The organism is Frigoribacterium sp. CFBP 8766 (genome assembly GCF_014841435.1).
In the GTDB taxonomy this organism is placed as follows: Bacteria; Actinomycetota; Actinomycetes; order Actinomycetales; family Microbacteriaceae; genus Frigoribacterium.
Map to the genome: position 1 here is coordinate 1,042,690 of NZ_JACYTX010000001.1, position 21,532 is coordinate 1,064,221.

Genomic DNA, 21,532 nt, shown 5'->3' on the forward strand with positions numbered 1-21,532 from the left:
GCCGCCTGCCGGCCTCGTCGCTAGAGCGGGGCCGTCTCGCCGTCGCGCGGCGCTCGCAGCTGCCGCAGAGCAGGTGCGTGCAGCGGTGTCGTCTCCCACCGGACGTCGGCGGCGCCTCCGTCGAGCACCAGGTGCAGGCGGTGCGGCGTCTCGACGAACACCACGTCCACGTGCAGCGCCGCGCCCCGGCGACCCGCGGTGACCGCGAGCGCGTCGGTGACGGTCCAGGCGCCGAGGACGACCTCGGCCTCGAGCACGTCGTCGCCCTCGTGCAGGAGCACGTTCCACGACGACCCCTCTCCCGTCAGCTCGACGGACGTCAGCGACGACTGCTCGCTCGACGGGGCCGGCACGAAGGAGGCGGCACGCACCTCGGCAGCACCGGCGTCGTCCTCGAGGGGCGCCAGCCCGAGCGCGGCCGTGCGGCGGGCCAGCGCGTCGTCGGCGGCCGCGTCGCCCGGGCCCTCGAAGGCCGGCAGGAGGTGCTGCCAGGCGAGGTCGAGCACGGCCTGCATGTCGACGGTCTGGCCGGTGAGCGCGAGCACGACGTCGTGCTCGGGCAGCACGACGCAGAACTGGCCGTAGGCGCCGTCCCCGCGATAGCCGTGCCGGGCCATCCAGAACTGGAAGCCGTAGCCCTGGCTCCAGTCCGCGTTCGCCTCGTCGGGGTTCGCGACCTGCACCCGGGTCGCCTCGTCGACGTAGGAGGCGGGCAGCAGCTGCCTGCCCTGCCACACGCCCCGCTGCAGCCACAGCTGGCCGAGCAGCGCCACGGCCTCGGTCTGCGCGTGCAGGCCGCTGAAGCCGATCTCGCGGCCGCTGTCGTCGCGCTGCCAGCTGGCCTGACCGATCCCGAGCGGCTCGAACAGCCGCGGACGCAGGTACTCGGTGAGCGACAGGCCGGAGGCGCGCTGCACGATGGCCGCGACCGCGTAGGTGCAGGGCTGGTTGTAGGCGAAGACCGAGCCGGGGTCGGCCTCCGGCGGCGTGAGGAGGAACCCGCGGACGAGGTCGGCCGGGTCGGCCTCGAGCGCGCGGCCGAGGGCCTCCGCGTGGTGTCCGCTCGACATCGCGAGCACGTCGCGGACGCGCATGGAGCGGCTGCGGGGGTCGGTCACGTCGGCGTCGAGCTCGGGGAAGTGGCTGAGCACGGTGTCGTCGAGGCCGAGGAGGCCCTCGTCGACCGCGAAGGCGACGGCGGTCGAGGTGAAGCTCTTGCTCAGCGAGTAGAGCAGGTGGACACGGTCGGCCGAGTACGGGGCCCACCAGCCCTGCGTCACCACGGAGCCGTGGCGCACGACCACGATGCTGTGCGGCTCGACGCCGGGCGTGGACTCGAGCCCGTCGAGGAAGGCCTCGACGCCGACGGCGTCGATCCCCTCGGCGGACGGCGTGCTGGTGGGCAGAGCGTCGATGGTCATGCCGTCGAGGCTAGCGCCGGCCGGTCGACGCCGGTCGGCGACGCCGCGGCAGCGGCTGGTCGGCCCGGGTCAGCGGTCGGCGAGCTCGTCCCGCACCTTGCGGCGCAGCACCTTGCCGATCAGCGACTTCGGCAGCTCGTCGACCACGACGATGCGACGGGGCACCTTGTAGGGCGTGAGGTGCTGGCGGGCGAAGGCGCGCAGCGCCTGCACGTCGACCTCGGCACCCGGGTGCAGCACGATGGCGGCCGCCACCTGCTCGCCGCCGGGGGAGGGGAGGCCGACCGCAGCGGCCTCGGCCACTCCCTCGTGACGCAGCAGCACCTCCTCGACCTCGGACGGGCTCACGTTGAAGCCGCCGGTGATGATGAGCTCCTTGATGCGGTCGACGATGCGGACGAAGCCGTCCGGGTCGATCGTGACGATGTCGCCGGTGCGGAACCAGTCGCCGTCGACGAAGACCTCACTCGATTCCTGCGGCTTCCTGTAGTAGCCGCTGAAGACCTGGGGACCGCGCACGATCAGCTCTCCGCTCTCGCCGGCGGGCACGTCGACGGTCGGGTCCTCCGGGTCGACGACGCGCACCTCGGTGCTCGAGAGGGGCAGGCCGACCGTGCCGGCGCGACGAGTCGGGCCGACGGGGTTGGCCATCAGCACGGGCGAGCACTCGGAGAGGCCGTAGCCCTCGACGAGCCAGCCGCCCGACTGCTCCTCCCAGGGCTCGACGACCTCGGCCGACAGGGGCATGGCCCCCGAGATCGCCACCTCGACGCCCTTCAGCGAGATGCCGGCGTCGTCGGCGGCCTTGCGGAGGCGCGTGTAGATGGGCGGGACCGCCGGCAGGAAGGTCGGCGGGCGCTTCTTCATCACCTTGAGCACGAGCGCCGGGTCGAAGGCCGGGAACAGCACCAGGCGGGCGCCCATGCTCATCGCGAAGGTGAGGCAGAGCGTCAGCCCGTAGGCGTGGAACATCGGCAGCACGGCGTACACGGTGCAGTCGCCCCGCGTGATGGTGGGCACCCACGCCCGCGACTGCGCCGCGTTCGAGAGCAGGTTCGCGTGGGTCAGCTGGGCGCCCTTGGGGGTGCCGGTGGTGCCGCTCGTGTACTGGATGACCGCGAGGTCCGAGGTCTCGGGGCGAGGGTGCTTCGCCTTGATGCGGGACGAGCCGACGACCTTCTCCCACGGGACGGTGCCGCGCACGGTCGTGGTCAGGCGGTCGCGCGACTCGCGGGCCTTCTTGATCGGCAGGCGCAGGGCGGTGCGCGTCGCGAGGGGCATGCCGCGGGTGACGTCGATCGACACGATCGAGTCGACGGCGACGTCGGAGGGGAAGTCCTGCAGGGTCTCGACGACCTTGTCCCACGCGATGGCGATCTTCGCGCCGTGGTCCTCGAACTGGTGCCGCAGCTCACGCGGCGTGTAGAGCGGGTTGTGCTCGACGACGATCGCGCCGAGGCGCAGGACCGCGTAGAACGCCACCACGTGCTGGGGGCTGTTCGGCAGCACGAGGGCGACGGTGTCGCCGTGACGGACGCCGAGCTTGCGCAGCCCCTCGGCGGCGCGCGAGACCTGGTCGACGAGCTCGGCGTACGTGGTGGTCGCGCCGAAGAACTCGAGCGCCACCGACTTCGGGTACTCGGCCGCCGTGCCCTCGACGATGTCGAGGAGGGAGCCCGTGGCGGGCTCGATGTCGTGGGGGACGCCGGGAGCGTAGGAGGCCAGCCAGGGACGAGCGGTGTCGATGGTCACGCGCACCACTCTAGGCCGAGATGCGCACCCTCCGAGCGGGCTGTGCGCGCGTCGGGGAGGCCGGGCGTTCAGTGGAGCAGCGCTCCCGACAGCGCGACACCACACGACGAGAGGAACACCGTGAGCAAGGTCTGGTTCATCACCGGGGCATCGAAGGGCTTCGGCCGCGAATGGGCGGAGGCGGCCCTCGAGCGCGGCGACAGCGTCGCCGGCACGGCCCGCGAGCTGGACGCGGTGGACGCGCTCGTCGAGCAGTACCCCGACACGTTCCTGCCGATCCAGCTCGACGTCACCGACCGCGCCGCCGACGTGGCCGCCGTGCAGCAGGCCGCCGAGCACTTCGGCCGCCTCGACGTCGTCGTCAACAACGCCGGCTACGGCCACTTCGGCATGGTCGAGGAGATCACCGAGGAGGAGGCGCGCGGCCAGCTCGAGACGAACCTCTTCGGCGCCCTCTGGGTGACGCAGGCGGCCCTGCCGATCATGCGCGAGCAGGGCTCCGGCCACATCGTCCAGGTCTCGAGCATCGGCGGCATCAGCGCGTTCCCGACCGTCGGCATCTACCACGCGTCGAAGTGGGCGCTCGAGGGCATCAGCCAGTCGCTCTCGCAGGAGGTCGCCGGCTTCGGCATCTCGGTCACGCTCGTCGAGCCCGGCGGCTTCTCGACCGACTGGTCCGGCCCGTCCGCCTCGCGCAGCGACGAGAACGAGGCGTACGCCGACGTCCGCGAGGCGGCGTCCAAGCGTCCCTCGGCCGCCGACCCCGGCGACCCCACCGCCACCCGCACGGCGATCCTCAAGGTCGTCGACGCCGACGAGCCGCCGCTCCGCGTCTTCTTCGGCAAGGCGCCGCTGGGCATCGCCAAGAAGGACTACGAGTCGCGCCTCGCGCTCTGGGAGGAGTGGCAGCCCGTCGCCGAGGAGGCGCACGGCAAGTGACGACTGCCTGCCTGCTCTGCCCGCGCCTCCTCGTCTCGACACCGGGACGAGGAGGCGCGGTGCGTGCGGGCAGGACGGCCGGACCGCCTCGACCGGCCGCGACTGCCGCGACTGCCTCGACTGCCTCGACGTCGAGACTCCCGCGCTCGCCGAGGGCAGGCGCCCAGCCCCCGCGGCGCATGATCGGAGTATGCCCGCCCTGACCGAGCCGCTCCGCGCCCGCCTCCAGTACACCTTCAACGGCCAGTACACGGGCACGCCCGAGTGGGTCACCGACCTCGCGAAGGGCGACGACGAGGGCTTCTTCGCGCCGGGGTCGGCCGTCTGGGCCGTGCACGGCTCGAACACCGCCATCCTCGCCGGGGTCCGCGCCCTGCTCGTGCAGGCGCTGCACCCGGGGGCGCTCGCCGGGGTGCACGACCACTCCCGGTTCCGAGAGGACCCGCTCGGCCGCCTGGCCGGCACGATCCGCTGGATCTACACCGTGACCTACGGCAGCCAGGAGGCGGCGACCCACGCCTCCCGGTGGGTCAGCCGCCTGCACACGAAGGTCGTCGGCAGCTACGACGACCGGCACGGCGTCTCGCACGACTACGCGGCGAACGACCCCGAGCTGCTCAGCTGGGTGCACATGGCCTTCGCCGACTCGTTCCTCGCCGCGTACCTGGCGTGGGGCGAGGGGGAGGTGCCCGGCGGGCCCGACGCGTACGTGCGCGAGTGGGCGACCGCCGGCGAGCTGATGGGCGTCGTCGACCCGCCGCGCTCGGTCGCCGAGATGCAGGACCAGCTCATGGAGTTCGACCGCCGCGGGATCCTCGAGCGCACCGCCCGGACCGAGGAGGTGGTGGGCTTCATCACGCGGCCGCCGCTGTTCCCGGTGCTGCGCGTCGGCTACCCGGTGCTGTTCAACGGTGCCGTGGGCACCCTGCAGCCGCGGTTCCGCGAGCTGCTCGGCCTTCGCGCGCCGCACGTCGGGCCGGTCGACCTGCCGACCACACGGCCCGCGGGCGTGATGCTCGGGGCGATCGGCCGCGTGCTCGGCGACAAGCCGGTCGCCGAGGAGCACTCGCTCGCGCGGCTCGAGCGGCTGCGGGGCGCCCAGGCGTAGCCGCCGCCGCTGCGGACCGGGGAGGATGGGAGCATGACCGATCCTGCCGACGCCGCCGCGCCTCCTGCGACCCGGCGGGCGGGAGGGCTGCGCTGGCTGCGCGACCTCGTCGTGATCGTGCTGATCGCGCTGCTGGTGTCGTGGGGCGTCCGGACGTTCCTCGTGAGGTCGTTCTCCATCCCGTCGGCGTCGATGGAGCAGACCCTGCTGATCGGCGACCGCATCCTCGTGAACGAGCTCGTGCCCGACGTGACGGACCTGCACCGGGGCGACGTCGTCGTCTTCGAGGACCCGGGCGGCTGGCTGACGGCAGGCGAGGGCGACGACCTCGTCAAGCGCGTGATCGGGCTGCCCGGCGACACCGTCTCGTGCTGCGACGCCGAGGGGCGCCTGCTGGTGAACGGTGAGCCGGTCGACGAGCCGTACCTGAACGTGCCCGAGGGGGACCCGGCGTCGCTCGCGCCGTTCGACGTCACCGTGCCCGACGGCGCACTCTGGGTGATGGGCGACAACCGCGAGCGCTCGGCCGACTCCCGGTCGCACGTGACCGGCCCCTACGAGGGCTTCGTGCCGCTCGACCACGTCGTCGGCCGCGCGACGGTCGTCTTCTGGCCGCTCGGCCGCTGGGCGGTGCTGTAGGGCCGAGGAGGCGCGGCGCGCGTCGCCAGCCGGTCAGCGTTCGGCGATGAGGGCGTCGCGGACCTCGCGGCGGAGGACCTTGCCGATCAGCGACCGGGGCAGCTCGTCGACGACGACGACGCGACGCGGCACCTTGTAGGCCGCGAGCTGCTCGCGGCAGTGGCCGCGCACCTCCTCGGGGTCGACCAAGCTGCCGGGCTCGACGACGATCGCGGCGACGACGTCCTCGCCGCCGCCGTCGCGGGGCAGGCCGACGACCGCGGCCTCCGCCACGCCGGCGACGCCGCGCACCGCCTCCTCGACCTCGGACGGGGCGACGTTGAAGCCGCCGGTGACGATCAGCTCCTTGATGCGGTCGACGATGGTGACGTAGCCGTCGGCGCTCATGCTGACGATGTCGCCGGTGCGGAACCAGCCGCCGGGCAGGAACGCCTCGGCCGTCTCGTCGGGGCGGTTCCAGTAGCCGCGGAACACCTGCGGGCCGCGGAGGATCAGCTCGCCGGCCGCGCCGGGGGCGACGGGGCGTTCGGGGTCGGGGTCGTCGCGGTCGACGACGCGCGCCTCGGTCGAGGGGAACGGCACGCCCACGGTGCCCGGGCGACGGGTCGGGCCCATCGGGTTGCCGAGGGCGACCGGCGACGTCTCGGTGAGGCCGAAGCCCTCGACGAGCATGCCGCCCGTGACGCGCTCCCAGGCGGTGACCGTCGACAGGGGGAGGTTCATCGCGCCCGAGATGGCGAAGCGCGCGCTGCGGAGGTCGACGCCGCGCTGCTCGGCGGCCTCGGCGAGGCGCTGGTAGATCGGCGGGACCGCGGGCAGGAAGGTCGGCGGGTGCTTCGCCGCGGCCTTGAGCACGAGGTCGACGTCGAACTTGGGGAACAGCACGAGCCGTGCCCCGATCCGCATCGCGAAGGTGAGGCAGAGCGTCAGGCCGTAGGCGTGGAAGAACGGCAGCACGCCGTACACCGTCTCCTCGCCCTCGACGGCGCCCTGCACCCAGGCGCGTCCCTGCTCGGCGTTGCTGCGGAGCGACCGGTGGGTCAGCACGGCGCCCTTCGGCGAGCCGGTGGTGCCGCTCGTGTACTGCAGCAGGGCGACGTCGTCGAGGGCAGGGCGCGGGTGGCGCCTCTTCAGCGGGCGGCCCGACACGAGGTCGGGCCAGCTGACGTCGCCGACGGCACGGGCGGTGAGCGCCTCGCGCGACTTCCGCGCCGCGGGGACAGGGAGCTTGAGAGCGAGCCTGGTGCCGAGGGGCATGCTCCGGGTGACGTCGACCGAGACGACCGTGTCGAAGCGGAGGTCGCCGGGCAGCTCGCGGAGGCGCCCGACGAGCTTGTCCCAGGCGATGGCGACCTTGGCGCCGTGGTCCTCGAAGAGGTGGCGCAGCTCGCGGTCGGTGTAGAGCGGGTTGTGCTCGACGACGACGGCGCCGAGGCGGAGCGTCGCGTAGAAGGCCACCACGTGCTGCGGGCTGTTCGGCAGCAGGATCGCCACGCGGTCGCCTGCCGTCACGCCGAGCTTGCGGAGGCCCTCGGCGGCCCGGTCGATCTCGTCGCCGAGGTCGCGGTACCTGGTCTCGCGCCCGAAGAACTCGAGGGCGACCTTGCCGCGGTGGGCAGCCACCGCGTCGTCGATCAGGTCGACGAGCGTGCCCGTCACGGGCTCGATGTCGGCGGGGACGCCCGGGGCGTAGCTGTGCAGCCAGGGGCGGGCGTCGGACTCGGCGTCGGCGGTCATGCCGACATCGAACCATCCCGAGGTCCGGGCGACCTGCGAGGGCGCCCGCTCCGCCTGCCCTGCGTCGGCGGGCGGGGGCAGCCCGCGTCAGCGAGCAGGGCAGCCCGCGTCAGCGAGAGGGGCACCCTCCGTCAGCGCGCGTCGCGGCCCGTCAGCGCGAGCAGGCGGACGAGCATCGGGGCGTCGTCGTCCACGGGCACCGGCGAGGCGAACAGCCCGGAGGCCTCGAGGGCGTCCCGCTGTGGCTCGAAGACCGACCAGACGGCCGCGACGAGGTCGTCGTCCAGCTCCTCGTCCGAGCCGATGGCGCGGGCGAGGTCCCACGCGTGGATGGTGACGTCGGCGACCTGCTCGGCGAGGTACTCGTGCACCGGCACGACGTCCGAGCTGAGCCGCACCGACGCCTCGGGGTCCGCCTCGCGCCACGCCTCGGCCGCGGCCCGCGACGACCGGTGCCAGGCGTCGACGAGGTCGTCGCCGAGCGGCTCGACCGAGGCCTGCGCCTCGCTCGGGTCGCCGCCCTCGAGCAGGACGGGCACCCACTGCTGCTCGCGGGTCACGTGGCGCACGAGGTCGCGCACGGCCCACTCGGTGTCGGGCGTCGGGGCGTCCCAGTCGGTGACGGCCTCGACCCGGCGCGCGAACTCGGCGTGCGCCCGGTGCTGCAGGGTGATCCAGTCGTGCGTCATGCGGGGTCCTCCTCGGAGCAGGTGTGACGGTGACAACGCAGGAGGCGCGCGAGCCTTCCCGAGGACGGCCGCGGCATCCGAGGTCCGCCGTCAGCGTACCTACCGTGTGCCCTGGCGTGTCCTCTAGTGTCGGGTGCATGACCTCCCTGCTCGAGCTGCTGGTGCGCGTCCTCGCGCCGCTCGAGCTCGCGCTCGCGATGGGGCTCGCCGTCGGCCACGCCGGGTCGCTGCCCGCCACGGTCGTCGTCGGCCTCGTCGGCGCCGCCGCGGTGCTGGCGATCGTGGTCGTCGCCCGCGCGGTGCTGGCGCTCGCGGGGCTGGGCACGGCCGTGCCGGGGCCGGTGCTGACCGAGGCGGCCGACGTGCGCCTCCTCGTCTTCGCCCGCGACCCCGACTCCGACGGACACGTGCGCGCCCGGGCGCCGGGACGGCTCCTCCCGGCCGTCTGACCGCGCCCGCGGCGCCCGACGGCCAGAAGCGACCTCTTCCCTTCTGCCGTGAGGACCTCCATGGACCTGTCCGCCTTCCCGCCCCTCGCCGTCGTCCTCGACGGCCTGCACACCGTCGTCGTCGCGCTGAGCGACCTCGTCGAGCCGATCGCCGGCGCCTCGTCGTCCGCGCTCGCCGTCGTGCTCCTGACCTTGCTCGTCCGTGCACTGCTGGTGCCCGTGGGGGTGTCGCAGGTGCGGGCGGCGATCGGCCGCCGACGACTGGCGCCCGCCCTCGCCGACCTGCGCCGGCGGATCCGCGACCCCCAGGCGCTGCAGCGCGCGACGGCGGCGCTCTACACGTCGGAGAGGGTGTCGCCGTTGGCGGGCTGCCTGCCGACCCTCGCCCAGGCGCCGGTGCTCACGGCGGTCTGGTCGCTGTTCTCGCACCCCGTGATCGCCGGGCACGCCAACGCCCTGCTCGGGCACGTCCTGGCCGGGGCCGCGCTCGGCGCCTCGCTGGTGGGCTCGGTCGGTCCCGTCGCCGCCGGCGTCGCGGCGGGTGCCGTCTGGCCCTTCGTGGTGCTGCTGGTCGTGCTCGCGCTCGTCGTCGAGCTGCGACGACGGGCCGATCTCCGAGCGGTCGGCCCGGTCGTGGCGACGCCCGGGCAGGAGGCGCTGCCCGGCCTCGCGACGGTCGCGCGCGTGCTGCCCTTCGCCACCGTCGTCGTCGCGGCGTTCGTCCCGCTCGCCGCCGCCCTGTACATGGTGACGAGCGCGGCGTGGACGCTGGGGGAGCGAGCGCTGCTCCGCCGGGTGCTGGCCTAGGAGGCGCCGGCACGAGGAGGCGCCGACCACGACGGAGGGCCCGCCCCTGCGACTGCAGGTGCGGGCCCTCCGGGGCGCGGGCGGCGTGCGCCCGCGACGGTGCGACTACGGCGCGAGGACGAACTGGATCTCGAGCGTGACGGTGACGTCGTTGCCGAGGGTGAAGCCGCCGGCCTCGAGGGCGGCGTTCCAGGTCACGCCGAACTCGGTGCGGTCGATCTTCGTGGTGGCCGAGAAGCCGAGCTTGGTCTGGCCGTAGCCGTCGACGACCAGGCCGCCGAGCTCGCTCTTCAGGGTGACGGGCTTGGTGACGCCGCGGAGGGTCAGGTCGCCGTGCACGAGGAACGCGTCGTCGCCCTTCTCCTCGATGCTGGTCGAGACGAAGGTCATCTTCGGGTGCTCCTCGGCGAGGAAGAAGTCGCCGGTCTGGAGGTGGCCGTCGCGGTCCTTCTGGTTCGTGTTGACCGAGGCCACGTCGATGGACGCGGTGACCTTGCTGGCGGTGTGGTCCTCGGCGGTGACGAGCGAGGCGTCGAACGACTCGAACGAGCCCTTGACCTTGCTGATGGCGAGGTGGCGGACGCTGAACGAGACCTCGCTGTGCGTGGGGTCGAGGGTCCAGGTGCCGGCGGGGATCTTCTCTGCGGTGATGGCCATGGTGTTCTCCTGCTGTTCTGTGGGCTTGGTGGTGAGTCGTGCGATGAGATCTGGATCGGTGACGTGTCACCGAAGGTCGGTACGAGTATATGCAAGCGCATCCTCCCGCGCGACATTCCCGATCTCCGGCAGGAGATCGGGAACGTCGTCGCCGAGGTCGCGCGCGCGGGGCCGGCCGCTAAGGCCGGGCGGCTCAGGCCGGGCGCTGGGCGGGCGAGACCGTCTTGGCGGGATCGCGCTCCGCGAGGTCGCCGAGCGCCTCGTCGATCCCCGTCATGACCTCGGCGGGAAGCGTCACGCCGGCCGCCTTGACGTTGTCGGCGACCTGCTCCGGGCGCGAGGCCCCGATGATCGCGGAGGCGACGTTGTCGTTCTGCAGCACCCACGCGATGGCGAGCTGGGCCATCGAGAGCCCCAGGTCGGCGGCGATCGGCTCGAGGGCGGCGACGCCGGTGAGGACCTCGTCGGTCAGGAAGCGCTTGATGGTGTTCGCGCCGCCCTTCTCGTCGGTCGCGCGGCTGCCGGCGGGCAGCTCGGCGCCCGGCTTGTACTTGCCGGTGAGCACGCCCTGCGCGACGGGGGACCAGACGATCTGGCTCAGGCCGTGCTGCTTGCTCGCCGGGACGACCTCCTGCTCGATGACCCGCCACAGCATCGAGTACTGCGGCTGGTTCGAGATGAGCTGCACGCCGAGCTTCTCGGCCAGCGCGTGGCCGGCGCGGATCTGCTCCGCGTTCCACTCGCTCACGCCGATGTAGAGCGCCTTGCCCTGGCGGACGACGTCGGCGAAGGCCTGCATCGTCTCCTCGAGCGGGGTCTCTCTGTCGTAGCGGTGCGCCTGGTACAGGTCGACGTAGTCGGTGCCGAGCCGCTTCAGGGAGCCGTCGATCGACTCCAGGATGTGCTTGCGGCTGAGGCCGGTGTCGTTGTGGCCCGCCGGGCCCGTCGGCCAGTAGACCTTCGTGAAGATCTCGAGCGACTCGCGCCGCTCGCCGGCGAGCGCCGCTCCGAGCACCGTCTCGGCGCCCGTGTTCGCGTAGGCGTCCGCGGTGTCGAAGGTCGAGATGCCCGCGTCGAGGGCGGCGCGGACGCACTGCGTCGCGACGTCGTTCTCGACCTGCGACGCGTGCGTCAGCCAGTTGCCGTAGGTGATCTCAGAGATCTTGAGACCGCTGTGTCCGAGGTATCTGAATTCCATGGGCTCACGCTACGCGCGTCCCGGGCGCGAGGCGAGCGACAGCCGGGACGCCCATGTGAACAGCGCGTGACGTCAACCTGGCAACCAGCGCACAAGGACGTACCCCGGGCAAACCCCCTTCCGGGGGGCCCCCGAACCGGTGTCATGCCCGACGCCACTGCCCTCGACGAGAGGGTGACCACCCGACCGGCCGACGCTCCCGGCGTCGACCCTGCCGCCGCCTCCTCGGCGACGTCCCCCGTGCCCGCCCGCGCCGCCGTCTCGGTGCGCGTGGCGAGCCGCCTCCGCGAGCTCGCGACCTTCGGCCTCGTCGGCGGCATCGCCTTCGTCGTCGACGTGGGCGTCTACAACCTGCTGCGCGTCACGTTGCTCGACGACAAGCCGATCGGCGCGAAGGTGATTTCGGTCATCATCGCGACCGCCGTCGCGTGGCTCGGCAACCGCTACCTCACGTTCCGTGCCGACCGCGGCCGTGCCGTGCTCAAGGAGGCCGTCGTCTTCGGCCTCGTGAACGTCGGGGGGCTGGCCATCGCCTCCCTGTGCCTCTTCGTGTCGCACTACGTGCTCGGCCACACCAGCCAGCTCGCCGACAACATCGCGGCGAACGGCGTGGGGCTCGTGCTCGGCACGGCGTTCCGCTACGTCGCGTACCGCTGGTTCGTCTTCGCGCCGGCCACCGCCGACGCCCGCTGACCGCACCACCCGCACCGCGCACCACCCGCACCGCGCACCACCCGAACTGCGCACCACAGGCCACCCCCGCACCACCGGCCACACCCCGCTCGCGGCACCCGACCGTCGCGATCCGGAGACCACCTCCCACCCCTGACCCGACAGGAGAACGACCGTGTCGACTGACCCGACGCCCCCCGTGCACTCCCTGCTCGCCGCCGGCGAGCCGCAGCCCCTGCTGACGCCGCAGGCACCCACGAGCCCTGACCAGTTCGTGCCCAACCGCGGCGCCACGTCCGGCGCGGGGGAGGCCCTCTCGGGCTTCGCCCTGCCCGACTGGAGCCCCTTCGAGTGGATCGGCTACTCGTCGCTGATCGTCGTGTCGCTGCTGCTGACCGCGGTGGCCGTCTCGACGCTGTGGTGGATGCTGCACGCCTGGCGCTCGAAGGACAACCTCGAGGGCAGCCAGTTCAGCTCCGACCCCCTCGACGCGCGGCACTCGTTCACCCTGCTGGTCCCCGGACGGCACGAGGAGGAGGTCATGGGCCAGACCCTCGACCGCCTCGCGCTGCAGGACCACCCCGACTTCGAGATCATCGCGATCGTCGGCCACGACGACCCGGGCACCGAGCGCGTCGCCCGTGAGGCCGCGGCCCGCCACCCCGAGCTGATCCGCGTGGTCGTCGACTCGAGCGTCCCCAAGAACAAGCCCAAGGCGCTGAACCTCGCGCTGCAGACCTCGCGCGGCGAGATCGTCGGCGTGTTCGACGCCGAGGACGAGGTGCACCCCCGCCTCCTGACGCTCGTCGACTCGCGCTTCAGCGAGACCGACGCGGACGTCGTCCAGGGCGGCGTGCAGCTGATGAACTTCCAGTCGAGCTGGTGGAGCCTCCGCAACGTGCTCGAGTACTACTTCTGGTTCCGCTCGCGCCTGCACTTCCACGCCAAGGAGAAGTTCATCCCGCTCGGCGGCAACACCGTCTTCGTCCGCAAGGACTGGCTGGACTGGTCCGAGGGCTGGGACGCCGAGTGCCTCGCCGAGGACTGCGAGCTGGGCGTCCGCCTGTCGAGCGCCGGCGCGAAGGTCGTCGTCGCCTACAGCCCCGAGGTCGTCACCCGCGAGGAGACCCCCGGCACGTTCGTCTCGCTGCTGAAGCAGCGCACCCGCTGGAACCAGGGCTTCATGCAGGTCTACGGCAAGGGGGAGTGGAAGAAGCTGCCGCGTCTGCGCCAGCGCCTCATGGCCCGCTACCTGCTGACCATGCCCTTCATCCAGGCGGCCACGGGCCTCCTGATCCCCATCTCCGTCATCCTGATCTTCACGATCAAGGTGCCGACGGCCATCGCCCTCGTCTCGTTCATCCCGCTGGCGCCGACCCTGGTGCTGCTGGCCGTCGAGTTCACCGGCCTCCGGGAGTTCGGCCGTACCTACGGCCAGAAGGTCCGGGCGCGCGACTACTTCCGCCTGGTCTGGGGCCTCATCCCGTACCAGATCTTCCTCGCCCTCGCCGCCGTGCGAGCCGTCTTCCGCCAGATCCGGGGCATGAACGCCTGGGAGAAGACAGAGCACACCGGAGCCCACCGCCCCGCCGAGACCCCAGCCCCGCAGGAGGCGCCCCGCGCGTCCCAGCAGGAGCCCGCCCTCGCCATGACAGGAGGTGACCGATGACCAGCACGCTGAACCGCCCGACGGCGGTCGACGACCGCATCGCCTCGGCGCCGCGCCGTCTCGGCACGCCCATGCAGGCTGCCCCCGAGCGCTCGCCGGGGTGGCTCCGCCGCCACGGCGCCAGCCTCGTCTGGCTGCTGCCCCTGATGGCGATCGCCGCCGTCGTGCAGGCCTTCAACATGGCCGGCTCGCCGCAGCGCATCGACGACGAGGGCACGTACACGGCTCAGGCGTGGGCCGTCCAGAACCTCGGCGAGCTCGCCCACTACACCTACTGGTACGACCACCCCCCGGTGGGCTGGCTGCAGATCTCGGCCTACACGGCCCTGACCGGAGCCTTCGACCGCTACGACGTCGCGGTGCTGGCCGGCCGCGAGGCGATGCTCGCCTTCACCGTCGTCGCCGTCGCCCTGCTCTGGCTGCTCGCCCGCAAGCTCGGCCTCAGCCGCCCGGCCGCGGCCGTCGCCGGCCTCGTGTTCGCCGTGTCGCCGCTGGCCCTGCAGTTCCACCGCACGGTCTACCTCGACAACGTCGCGACGCCGTGGCTGCTGGCCGCGTTCGTCTTCGCCCTCAGCAAGCGCTACCAGCTCGCCGGCTTCGCCGCCGCCTCCGTCTCGTTCGGCATCGCGGTGCTCTCGAAGGAGACGTACCTGCTGGCCCTGCCGTTCCTGGCCTGGATGATGTGGCGCGGCGCCGACAAGTCGACCCGCCGCTACACGCTCTCGATCGCGGGCAGCCTGCTCGTGCTCGTCGGCCTCGGCTACGTCGCGCTCGCCGCCGTCAAGGGAGAGCTGCTGCCGGGCGCCGGCCGGGTCAGCCTGCTCGAGGGCATCCAGTTCCAGCTCGCGACCCGCGAGGCGAGCGGCTCGGTGTTCGACACCGGCAGCCTCTTCTTCGCGACGGTCTCGCAGTGGTGGCAGCTCGACCAGGTGCTGATCGTCGTCGGCACCCTCGCCTCCGTCGTCGGCCTCTTCATGAAGCGGGTCCGCCCGATCGCCGTGATGATGGTCTTCCTGATCGCCTTCATGTTCCGTCCCGGCGGCTACCTGCCGGTGCCGTACGTGATCATGCTGCTGCCGTTCGCGGCGCTGCTGATCGCCGCGGTCACGGACGCCGCCGTGAAGTCGGTGCGGGCGCGCCGGGCCGGCGCCGTCTCGACGGCCGCGGTCCGCACCGGGTCCGTCACCTGGATCGCGCTCACCGTCGCCGCCGTGGTGGCGCTGGTGCCCCTCTGGGCCGTGCAGCTGCGCGGGTTCCTCGACTCCGACCTCGACGCGCCGATGCGCAACGCCGAGACCTGGGTCGAGACCAACGTCCCGAAGGACAGCCGTCTCCTCGTCGACGACGCGGTGTGGGTCGACCTGGTCCGTGCCGGCTTCGCCCGGGACAACGTGATCTGGTTCTACAAGATCGACACCGACGGCGCCGTCCAGGCTCAGTCGCCGAACGGCTGGCGCGACTCGGACTACCTGTTCGAGACCGAGTCGGTCCGGACGTCGGGAGCAGGATCGCCCGACGTGCGCTCGGCCCTCGAGAGCTCGACGGTCGTCGCCTCCTTCGGCGACGGCGACCAGCAGGTGAACATCCGCCGGATCGACAGCGACGGCGCCGCCGAGGCGCAGCGCTCCGGGGACGCCGCCGCCGCCGCGCGGTCCGCCGCCGGTGCCGAGCTCGCCCAGAACCCGGACCTGCAGGTGTCGGCCACGTTCGACCAGGCCCTCCGCGACGGCCGCCTCGACCCGCGTGCCCTGATCGTCCTCGGTCAGCTCGCGGCCGCGGCGCCCATCTCGGTCGCCGACCCGGCCGCCCTGCCGGGTGAGCAGGAGTCCGTGTTCCGGCAGTTCGACGTGACGCCGCAGGGCGGCGAGACCGTCGCGCAGCTCGACACGCTCCTCCGCGGCCTCGGCGACACCTACGAGCCGGCCTCGATCGAGCCGCAGGGAGACGGCCTCCGCATCACGTTCTCCGCCGTCGCCCCGTCGGGCGTCCTGTCCGACTGACCACGTCGCCGGGGGTCGTCCACACGACCCCCGGCACCCCTCCTCACCGCCGTCGCGCCCTCTCGGACGCGGCACCCGACCGGAAAGGAACCATCCTGATGACCTCACTCCACAGCAGCACCGCACGCACCGCCTCCGCGACCGCCGCCTCCTCGACCACCACACCGAGGCGCCGCCTCGTGACCGTCCTCGCGCTCACGGCGGCGACAGGCGTCGCCCTCGCCGGGTCGCTCGTCGGCGCGTCGCCCGCACACGCCGCCGAGGGCGACGGTTGGGTCCGCGTCGGCCACCTCTCGCCCGACACCAAGTCGGTCGACGTGACCCTGACCTCGCTCGCCGGCGGCCAGGTCGTCATGGACCTCGACGACGTCACGTTCGGCCAGGTCAGCCCGTACCAGGCGCTGACGCCCGGCACCTACGTCGTCTCGATGACCGCCGCCGACGCACCCGCCGACGCGAAGCCGGTCATCACCACGAACGTCACCGTCGACAGCGGACAGCCGATCACGGCCCTCGCCTACGGACCCAACGACGACCTCGAGACCCGCGTCGTCAAGGACGACCTCACCCCGCCGACGGACGGCCAGGCCAAGGTGCGCCTGTTCCAGGCCGCGACCGTGAGCAAGACCGTCTCGGTCGCGACGACGACCGGCACGACCATCGCGTCGAAGGCCTCGTTCGGCAGCGCCAGCGGCTACGCCGAGGTGGCCGCCGGCCCGTGGAGCCTCGACCTGACCGGCCAGAAGGTCACCGGCACGAGCGACGTCGACCTCGCCGCCGGCAGCATCAACACGCTGTTCGTGCTCGACAACTCGACCGGCGGGCTCACCGTCGTGCCGGTGGTCGACAGCGCGGCCACGGCGCAGGCCCCCGTGGGCGGCGTCCAGACGGGCGGCGGCTACCTGGCCGAGCACCCCGTGAAGGACGAGCCCGCCGGCTTCTGGGCCACCGTCCGCAGCTGGTTCGGGGCCTGAGATCCCGAGGAGGCGCGGTGAGCGACCACCGTCGCCGCGCCTCCTCGGGCCCCGCCCGCAGCGCCCTCCACGAAGCACCCCGCGCGGACACCGCTCCGTGAGCCACACCGAGACCCCCAGAGGAACGACATGACGAAGAAGACGAAGGCACTGCTCGCCGCAGTGGTCGTCGCGGCGCTGGCCGTGACCGCCGGCATCGCCCTCCTCGTCGTCGGAGCACCCGGCGGCGCCCCCGACCGCACCGCCGGGGGGCCTGCCGAGAGCAGCGACCCCGGCACCGGCGACAGCACTCCCGACGCCCGCAGCGCCACGCAGATCGGCGAGGACTTCCTCGACGAGTGGGTGGACGACGACGGCCGCGTGGTCCGACGCGACCAGGGTGACGACACCGTCAGCGAGGGACAGGCCTACGGCATGCTCGTCGCCGCGGCCGTGGGCGACGAGGACCGCTTCGCCGCCATCTGGGACTGGACGAAGGAGGAGCTGGTCCGGCAGGACGGACTGCTCGCCTGGCGCTGGGCCGACGGCGCCGTCGTCGACGACATGCCCGCCAGCGACGCCGACGTCGACGCCGCCAGGGCTCTCGTGCTCGCCGGTGCGGCGTTCGACCGACCCACCTGGACCACCGAGGGAGTCCAGCTCGGCACGCACGTGCTCGACGAGATGACGGCGAGCACCGACGTGGGGCGCATCCTGCTCCCCGGTCCCTGGGCCGCCGGCTCCGGCCCGTGGTCGTACAACCCCTCCTACGCCGCGCCGGCCGCCTTCGCGCAGCTCGGCGAGGCCAGCGGCGACCCCCGCTGGGCCGAGCTCGAGCAGGGCTCCCGCGCGGTCACCACGAACGTGCTGACCGCCACCGCCCTGCCGAGCGACTGGGCGCAGGTGCAGCAGGACGGCACCGTCGTCCCGTTGCCGAGCGCCGACGGCTCGTCCGGCACCGTGCAGTACAGCTACGACGCCGGCCGGCTCGCCCTGCGGTACGCCGAGTCGTGCGACCCGGTCGACGTGGCGCTGGCCGCCCGGCTCGCGCCGGTGCTGCAGCGCTACCCCGACCTGCCGATGCAGCTCGACCTGGGCGGCCAGGAGGTGGGCCAGGACCAGAGCCCGCTCGCCTACGCCGCGCGGGCCGCCGCGCTCGCCAGTGCGGGGGAGCCCGACGCCGCCGCGGCCGACCTCGGTCGTGCCGACGCGCTGGCGCAGTCGACGCCGACCTACTACGGCGCCGCCTGGGCCGCGCTCGCCGCCCTCCAGCTCGACGACGAGGGCTCGGCCCTCGGCGCCTGCTCGCCCCTGGCGGTGTCCCGATGACCGTGTCGCAGTTCGTCTCGTCGCACCGACGTGCCGCGATCGCGCTCGGCGCCGCCGTGCTGCTGCTCGCCGGGGGCGCGACCGTCGCCGCCGTCGCGGCGCAGCCGGGCGGGTCCGGCGCGGAGGCGCAGGGCCCGGCCTCGACCACCGCGCCGACGTCGTCCGCCTCGCCGAGCGCCGACCCCGCCAGCGGGGCCGCCGGCTCGTTCCAGGACCCGGCGGCACAGTCGTACACCCCGCCTCCCGCGGGGGCGACGCCCGAGCGGGTGCAGATCCCGTCCATCGGGGTCGACTCCGGCCTCGAGGACCTCGGCCTCGGCGCCGCCGGCGAGCTCGACCCGCCGCAGGCGTGGGAGTCGGCCGGCTGGTACCGCGACGGCACCGTGCCCGGAGCCGTCGGGCCGGCCGTCATCGCCGGCCACGTCGACTCGGGCAGCGGGCCCGCCGTCTTCGTCGACCTGGCGAAGCTGGCCGTCGGAGACGAGGTCCAGGTGACCCTGTCGACCGGCACCGTCGAGACGTTCCGCGTCACGGGCAGCGAGCGGACGCCCAAGGCGACGTTCCCCACCAGCGACGTCTACGGCTCGACCCCGACGCCGAGCCTGCGACTCATCACCTGCGACGGCACGTTCGACCGCTCGACCGGGCACTACGTCGACAACCTCATCGTCTTCGCCGACCTCGTGTCGACGAGCTGACGCCCCGCACGCTCTCCGCCGCACGACCCTGAGGCCGACGCACCCGACACGTCCGGTCCGCCCCGCACCACTGCACCACCGCACCACCTCACCCGACCCGCACCGCCTTCTCTCCGACCCGACCGGAAAGGACCACCCCCGTGAACGACGCGCTCGTGATCATCCCCACCTACGACGAGAGGGACAACCTCGACATGATCGTCAGCCGGACCCTCGCGTCCGGCGCCGCCGTCGACGTCCTCGTCGTCGACGACGGCTCGCCCGACGGCACCGGCGCCCTCGCCGACACCTGGGCGGCCCGCGAGCCCCGCGTGCACGTGATGCACCGGACCGAGAAGGCGGGCCTCGGCGCCGCCTACCTCGCCGGCTTCGCCTGGGGCCTCGAGCGCGGCTACGACGCGATCGTCGAGATGGACGCCGACGGCTCGCACCACCCCGAGGACCTGCCCCGCATGCTCGGCCTGCTCGCCGACGACGACCTCGTGCTCGGCTCGCGCTGGGTGCCGGGCGGCGAGGTCGAGAACTGGCCGCTGCGGCGTGAGCTGCTCAGCCGCGGCGGCAGCTGGTACACCCGCGGCGCCCTCGGGATCCGCGTGGCCGACACGACGGGCGGCTTCCGCGCGTTCCGTGCCTCGGCCCTCCGCCGCATCGACCTCGACGCCGTCGAGTCGCGTGGCTACTGCTTCCAGGTCGACCTGCTCTGGCGCGCCCTCCAGGCGGGCCTCCGGGTCGTCGAGACTCCGATCACGTTCACCGAGCGCGTCCACGGCGCCTCGAAGATGAGCGGCTCGATCGTCAGGGAGTCGCTGACCAAGGTGACCCTCTGGGGTCTCCGCCGACGAGGGCGTGCCCTCGTCGAGCTGGTCGTGCGACACCGTCGCCTGCCGAGCGTCCGCGCGACGTCGCACCGGGTCGGGCCCGTCGTGCGCCACGCGCAGGCGCGCTAGCAGGGAGGCGGCACCGTCCGCACGGCAGGGGTGGTCAGCCCCGGCCGTGCGGACGTCGTCATGTCCGGGCTCGGTCGAGCGGCGCGGCTAGCGGACCACCGCGACCGAGTGCGGCGGCAGCACCAGCTCGGCGCCGGCCGCGATCGAGTCGTCGCTGGCGAAGAGCACGGAGGAGGCGGGCACGTCGACCCGCGCCTCCTGCGTCCCGAAGTTGACGGCCACCCGGATCGTGCCCCGGGTCATCACGAACCAGCCGGCCTCGGCGTCGTGCTCGACCGAGGTGCGGCCGAGGCGCGGGTCGGTGAGCTCGGGCTCGGCACGGCGCAGCGCCGTGAGCTGCTGGTAGGCGTCGAGCAGCAGGGCGTGGCGCCCCCGCCCGAGCTCCGACCAGTCCAGCTTCGAGTCCTCGAACGTCTGCGGGTCCTGGGGGTCGGGCACGACCGACTCGTCCCAGCCCGACTTCGCGAACTCGGCGATGCGGCCCTTCGCGGTGGCCTCGCCGAGCTCCTTCTCAGGGTGCGACGTGAAGAACTGCCACGGGGTCGACGCGCCCCACTCCTCGCCCATGAAGAGCATCGGCGTGTACGGCGAGGTGAGGGTCAGCGCCGCGGCGATCTGCAGCTGGCCGTCGTCGAGGGTGGCCGCGAGGCGGTCGCCGACGGCGCGGTTGCCGATCTGGTCGTGGTTCTGGTTCGCGACGACGAGGCGCCAGGCGGGCATGTGCCGGGCGTCGACCGGGTGGCCGTGGTCGGCCTCGCGGAACGACGACCAGGTGCCGTCGTGGAAGAACCCCTTCGTGACGACCTTCGCCAGCGAGTCGAGCGACGCGAAGTCGGCGTACCAGCTGTTCGTCTCGCCGGTCAGGGCGACGTGCAGCGCGTGGTGGAAGTCGTCGCTCCACTGCCCGTCGAGGCCGAAGCCCTGACGGTGGTCGGGTCCGAAGCCGCCGCCGTCGCGAGGCGTGACGAGGCGAGCGTCGTTCAGGTCGCTCTCGGCGATCAGCGTCAGCGGACGGCTCAGGTGGGCGCTGAGGGCGGCGGTGCGCTCGCCCATCTCCTGCAGCAGGTGCACGGGGCTGTCGTCGACGAGCGCGTGCACGGCGTCGAGCCGCAGGGCGTCGACGTGGAACCGCTCGAACCACATCAGCGCGTTGTCGAGGATGAACTCGCGCACCTCGTGCGAGCCCTCGTCGTCGAGGTTGACGTTGTCGCCCCACGTGTTCGCGTGCTTGCTCGACAGGTACGGGCCGAAGACGGGCAGGTAGTTGCCCGAGGGGCCGAGGTGGTTGTAGACGACGTCCTGGACGACGCCGAGCCCGGCGGCGTGGGCGGCGTCGACGAAGCGCTGGTACGCGTCGGGTCCGCCGTAGTTGTCGGTCACGGTGAACCAGTCCACCCCGTCGTAGCCCCAGTTCCAGCGGCCGTTGACGCCGTTGACCGGCAGCAGCTCGACGAGGTCGACGCCGAGCTCGACCAGGTGCGGCAGCTTCTCGATCGCCGAGTCGAGCGTGCCGTCGGGCGTGAAGGTGCCGACGTGCAGTTCGTAGACCACCGCGCCGGCGAGCTGACGACCCGTCCAGGAGGCGTCGGTCCAGTCGAACGAGCCGCCGTCCCAGGTCTCGCTGAGGCCGTGCACCCCGTCGGGCTGGCGCCGCGACCGCGGGTCGGGCAGGGGCGTCTCGCCGCCGTCGACGAGGAACCCGTAGCGGTGGCCGGGGGAGCGGTCGAGGTCGGCCGGCGCACGCCACCAGCCGGTCGCGGTCTCGTGCTCGAGCGGCAGCACGGCGCCGTCGAGGTGAAGCTGCACGGTGGTCGCGGTGGGTGCCCAGACGTCGTAGACGCTCATCGGTCTCCTCGGGAGGTGTGGTG

The 21,532-nt window shown here is 73.1% G+C and carries 19 protein-coding genes; 12 read left to right on the top strand and 7 right to left on the bottom strand.

What is annotated here, in order from left to right; genetic code table 11:
* Positions 1 to 20: 20 nt before the first annotated feature.
* Together IFT90_RS04935 and IFT90_RS04940 are read right to left on the bottom strand one after the other, a co-directional pair.
* Positions 21 to 1,421, bottom strand: coding sequence for a serine hydrolase (locus tag IFT90_RS04935; RefSeq protein ID WP_192041197.1), 1,401 nt, complete (start codon positions 1,419 to 1,421; stop codon positions 21 to 23).
* Positions 1,422 to 1,490: 69 nt separating this feature from the next.
* Positions 1,491 to 3,173, bottom strand: coding sequence for a long-chain-fatty-acid--CoA ligase (locus tag IFT90_RS04940; RefSeq protein ID WP_192041198.1), 1,683 nt, complete (start codon positions 3,171 to 3,173; stop codon positions 1,491 to 1,493).
* A 120-nt stretch (positions 3,174 to 3,293) separates the two neighbouring features.
* Here IFT90_RS04940 and IFT90_RS04945 point away from each other — a divergent pair, with 120 nt between their 5' ends.
* The 3 genes from IFT90_RS04945 to lepB all read left to right on the top strand — a co-directional run bounded on the left by IFT90_RS04945 (position 3,294) and on the right by lepB (position 5,859).
* Positions 3,294 to 4,112, top strand: a complete 819-nt coding sequence (locus IFT90_RS04945) for an oxidoreductase (protein ID WP_192041199.1) — start codon at positions 3,294 to 3,296, stop codon at positions 4,110 to 4,112.
* Between the two features lie 190 nt (positions 4,113 to 4,302).
* On the top strand, positions 4,303 to 5,220 hold the full coding sequence (locus IFT90_RS04950) for an oxygenase MpaB family protein (protein WP_192041200.1): 918 nt from the start codon (positions 4,303 to 4,305) through the stop codon (positions 5,218 to 5,220).
* Positions 5,221 to 5,253: 33 nt separating this feature from the next.
* On the top strand, positions 5,254 to 5,859 hold the full coding sequence (gene lepB / locus IFT90_RS04955) for a signal peptidase I (RefSeq protein ID WP_192041201.1): 606 nt from the start codon (positions 5,254 to 5,256) through the stop codon (positions 5,857 to 5,859).
* Between the two features lie 33 nt (positions 5,860 to 5,892).
* On the opposite strand, the gene IFT90_RS04960 is transcribed toward lepB, so the two are convergent.
* Together IFT90_RS04960 and IFT90_RS04965 are read right to left on the bottom strand one after the other, a co-directional pair.
* On the bottom strand, positions 5,893 to 7,596 hold the full coding sequence (locus tag IFT90_RS04960; RefSeq protein ID WP_192041202.1) for a long-chain-fatty-acid--CoA ligase: 1,704 nt from the start codon (positions 7,594 to 7,596) through the stop codon (positions 5,893 to 5,895).
* Between the two features lie 131 nt (positions 7,597 to 7,727).
* The gene (locus tag IFT90_RS04965; RefSeq protein WP_123548188.1) at positions 7,728 to 8,285 is read right to left on the bottom strand and encodes a TIGR03086 family metal-binding protein; all 558 of its coding nucleotides are present in this window, start codon (positions 8,283 to 8,285) and stop codon (positions 7,728 to 7,730) included.
* A gap of 137 nt (positions 8,286 to 8,422) precedes the next feature.
* On the opposite strand from IFT90_RS04965, the gene IFT90_RS04970 reads away from it, so the two are divergent.
* Both IFT90_RS04970 and yidC read left to right on the top strand, forming a co-directional pair.
* Positions 8,423 to 8,734, top strand: coding sequence for a DUF6412 domain-containing protein (locus IFT90_RS04970; protein ID WP_197980648.1), 312 nt, complete (start codon positions 8,423 to 8,425; stop codon positions 8,732 to 8,734).
* A gap of 60 nt (positions 8,735 to 8,794) precedes the next feature.
* Entirely contained in the window at positions 8,795 to 9,541 is a 747-nt protein-coding gene (gene yidC / locus IFT90_RS04975) for a membrane protein insertase YidC (RefSeq protein ID WP_192041203.1), read from the top strand.
* Between the two features lie 105 nt (positions 9,542 to 9,646).
* On the opposite strand, the gene IFT90_RS04980 is transcribed toward yidC, so the two are convergent.
* Together IFT90_RS04980 and IFT90_RS04985 are read right to left on the bottom strand one after the other, a co-directional pair.
* Positions 9,647 to 10,198, bottom strand: coding sequence for a YceI family protein (locus IFT90_RS04980; protein WP_192041204.1), 552 nt, complete (start codon positions 10,196 to 10,198; stop codon positions 9,647 to 9,649).
* Between the two features lie 193 nt (positions 10,199 to 10,391).
* Complete coding sequence (locus IFT90_RS04985; RefSeq protein WP_192041205.1) at positions 10,392 to 11,396, bottom strand: aldo/keto reductase family protein; 1,005 nt, start codon at positions 11,394 to 11,396, stop codon at positions 10,392 to 10,394.
* A gap of 144 nt (positions 11,397 to 11,540) precedes the next feature.
* On the opposite strand from IFT90_RS04985, the gene IFT90_RS04990 reads away from it, so the two are divergent.
* The 7 genes from IFT90_RS04990 (at position 11,541) to IFT90_RS05020 (ending at position 19,664) form a co-directional block, all read left to right on the top strand.
* The gene (locus IFT90_RS04990) at positions 11,541 to 12,089 is read left to right on the top strand and encodes a GtrA family protein (protein ID WP_192041206.1); all 549 of its coding nucleotides are present in this window, start codon (positions 11,541 to 11,543) and stop codon (positions 12,087 to 12,089) included.
* Between the two features lie 154 nt (positions 12,090 to 12,243).
* Positions 12,244 to 13,737, top strand: coding sequence for a glycosyltransferase (locus IFT90_RS04995; protein ID WP_371812106.1), 1,494 nt, complete (start codon positions 12,244 to 12,246; stop codon positions 13,735 to 13,737).
* Positions 13,734 to 15,737, top strand: coding sequence for a glycosyltransferase family 39 protein (locus tag IFT90_RS05000; RefSeq protein WP_192041207.1), 2,004 nt, complete (start codon positions 13,734 to 13,736; stop codon positions 15,735 to 15,737). The genes IFT90_RS04995 and IFT90_RS05000 overlap by 4 nt, the downstream gene beginning before the upstream one ends.
* A gap of 98 nt (positions 15,738 to 15,835) precedes the next feature.
* Positions 15,836 to 16,711 (top strand): DUF4397 domain-containing protein, encoded by an 876-nt coding sequence (locus tag IFT90_RS05005; RefSeq protein ID WP_192041208.1) that lies wholly within the window; start codon positions 15,836 to 15,838, stop codon positions 16,709 to 16,711.
* Positions 16,712 to 16,840: 129 nt separating this feature from the next.
* Positions 16,841 to 18,019, top strand: a complete 1,179-nt coding sequence (locus IFT90_RS05010) for a glycosyl hydrolase family 8 (protein WP_192041209.1) — start codon at positions 16,841 to 16,843, stop codon at positions 18,017 to 18,019.
* Positions 18,016 to 18,717 (top strand): class F sortase, encoded by a 702-nt coding sequence (locus IFT90_RS05015; RefSeq protein WP_192041210.1) that lies wholly within the window; start codon positions 18,016 to 18,018, stop codon positions 18,715 to 18,717. The genes IFT90_RS05010 and IFT90_RS05015 overlap by 4 nt, the downstream gene beginning before the upstream one ends.
* Before the next feature lie 140 nt (positions 18,718 to 18,857).
* Entirely contained in the window at positions 18,858 to 19,664 is an 807-nt protein-coding gene (locus IFT90_RS05020; protein WP_370544869.1) for a polyprenol monophosphomannose synthase, read from the top strand.
* A gap of 87 nt (positions 19,665 to 19,751) precedes the next feature.
* Here IFT90_RS05020 and treZ read toward each other — a convergent pair whose 3' ends face one another.
* Positions 19,752 to 21,509, bottom strand: coding sequence for a malto-oligosyltrehalose trehalohydrolase (treZ, locus tag IFT90_RS05025; RefSeq protein ID WP_192041211.1), 1,758 nt, complete (start codon positions 21,507 to 21,509; stop codon positions 19,752 to 19,754).
* Positions 21,510 to 21,532 lie beyond the last annotated feature (23 nt).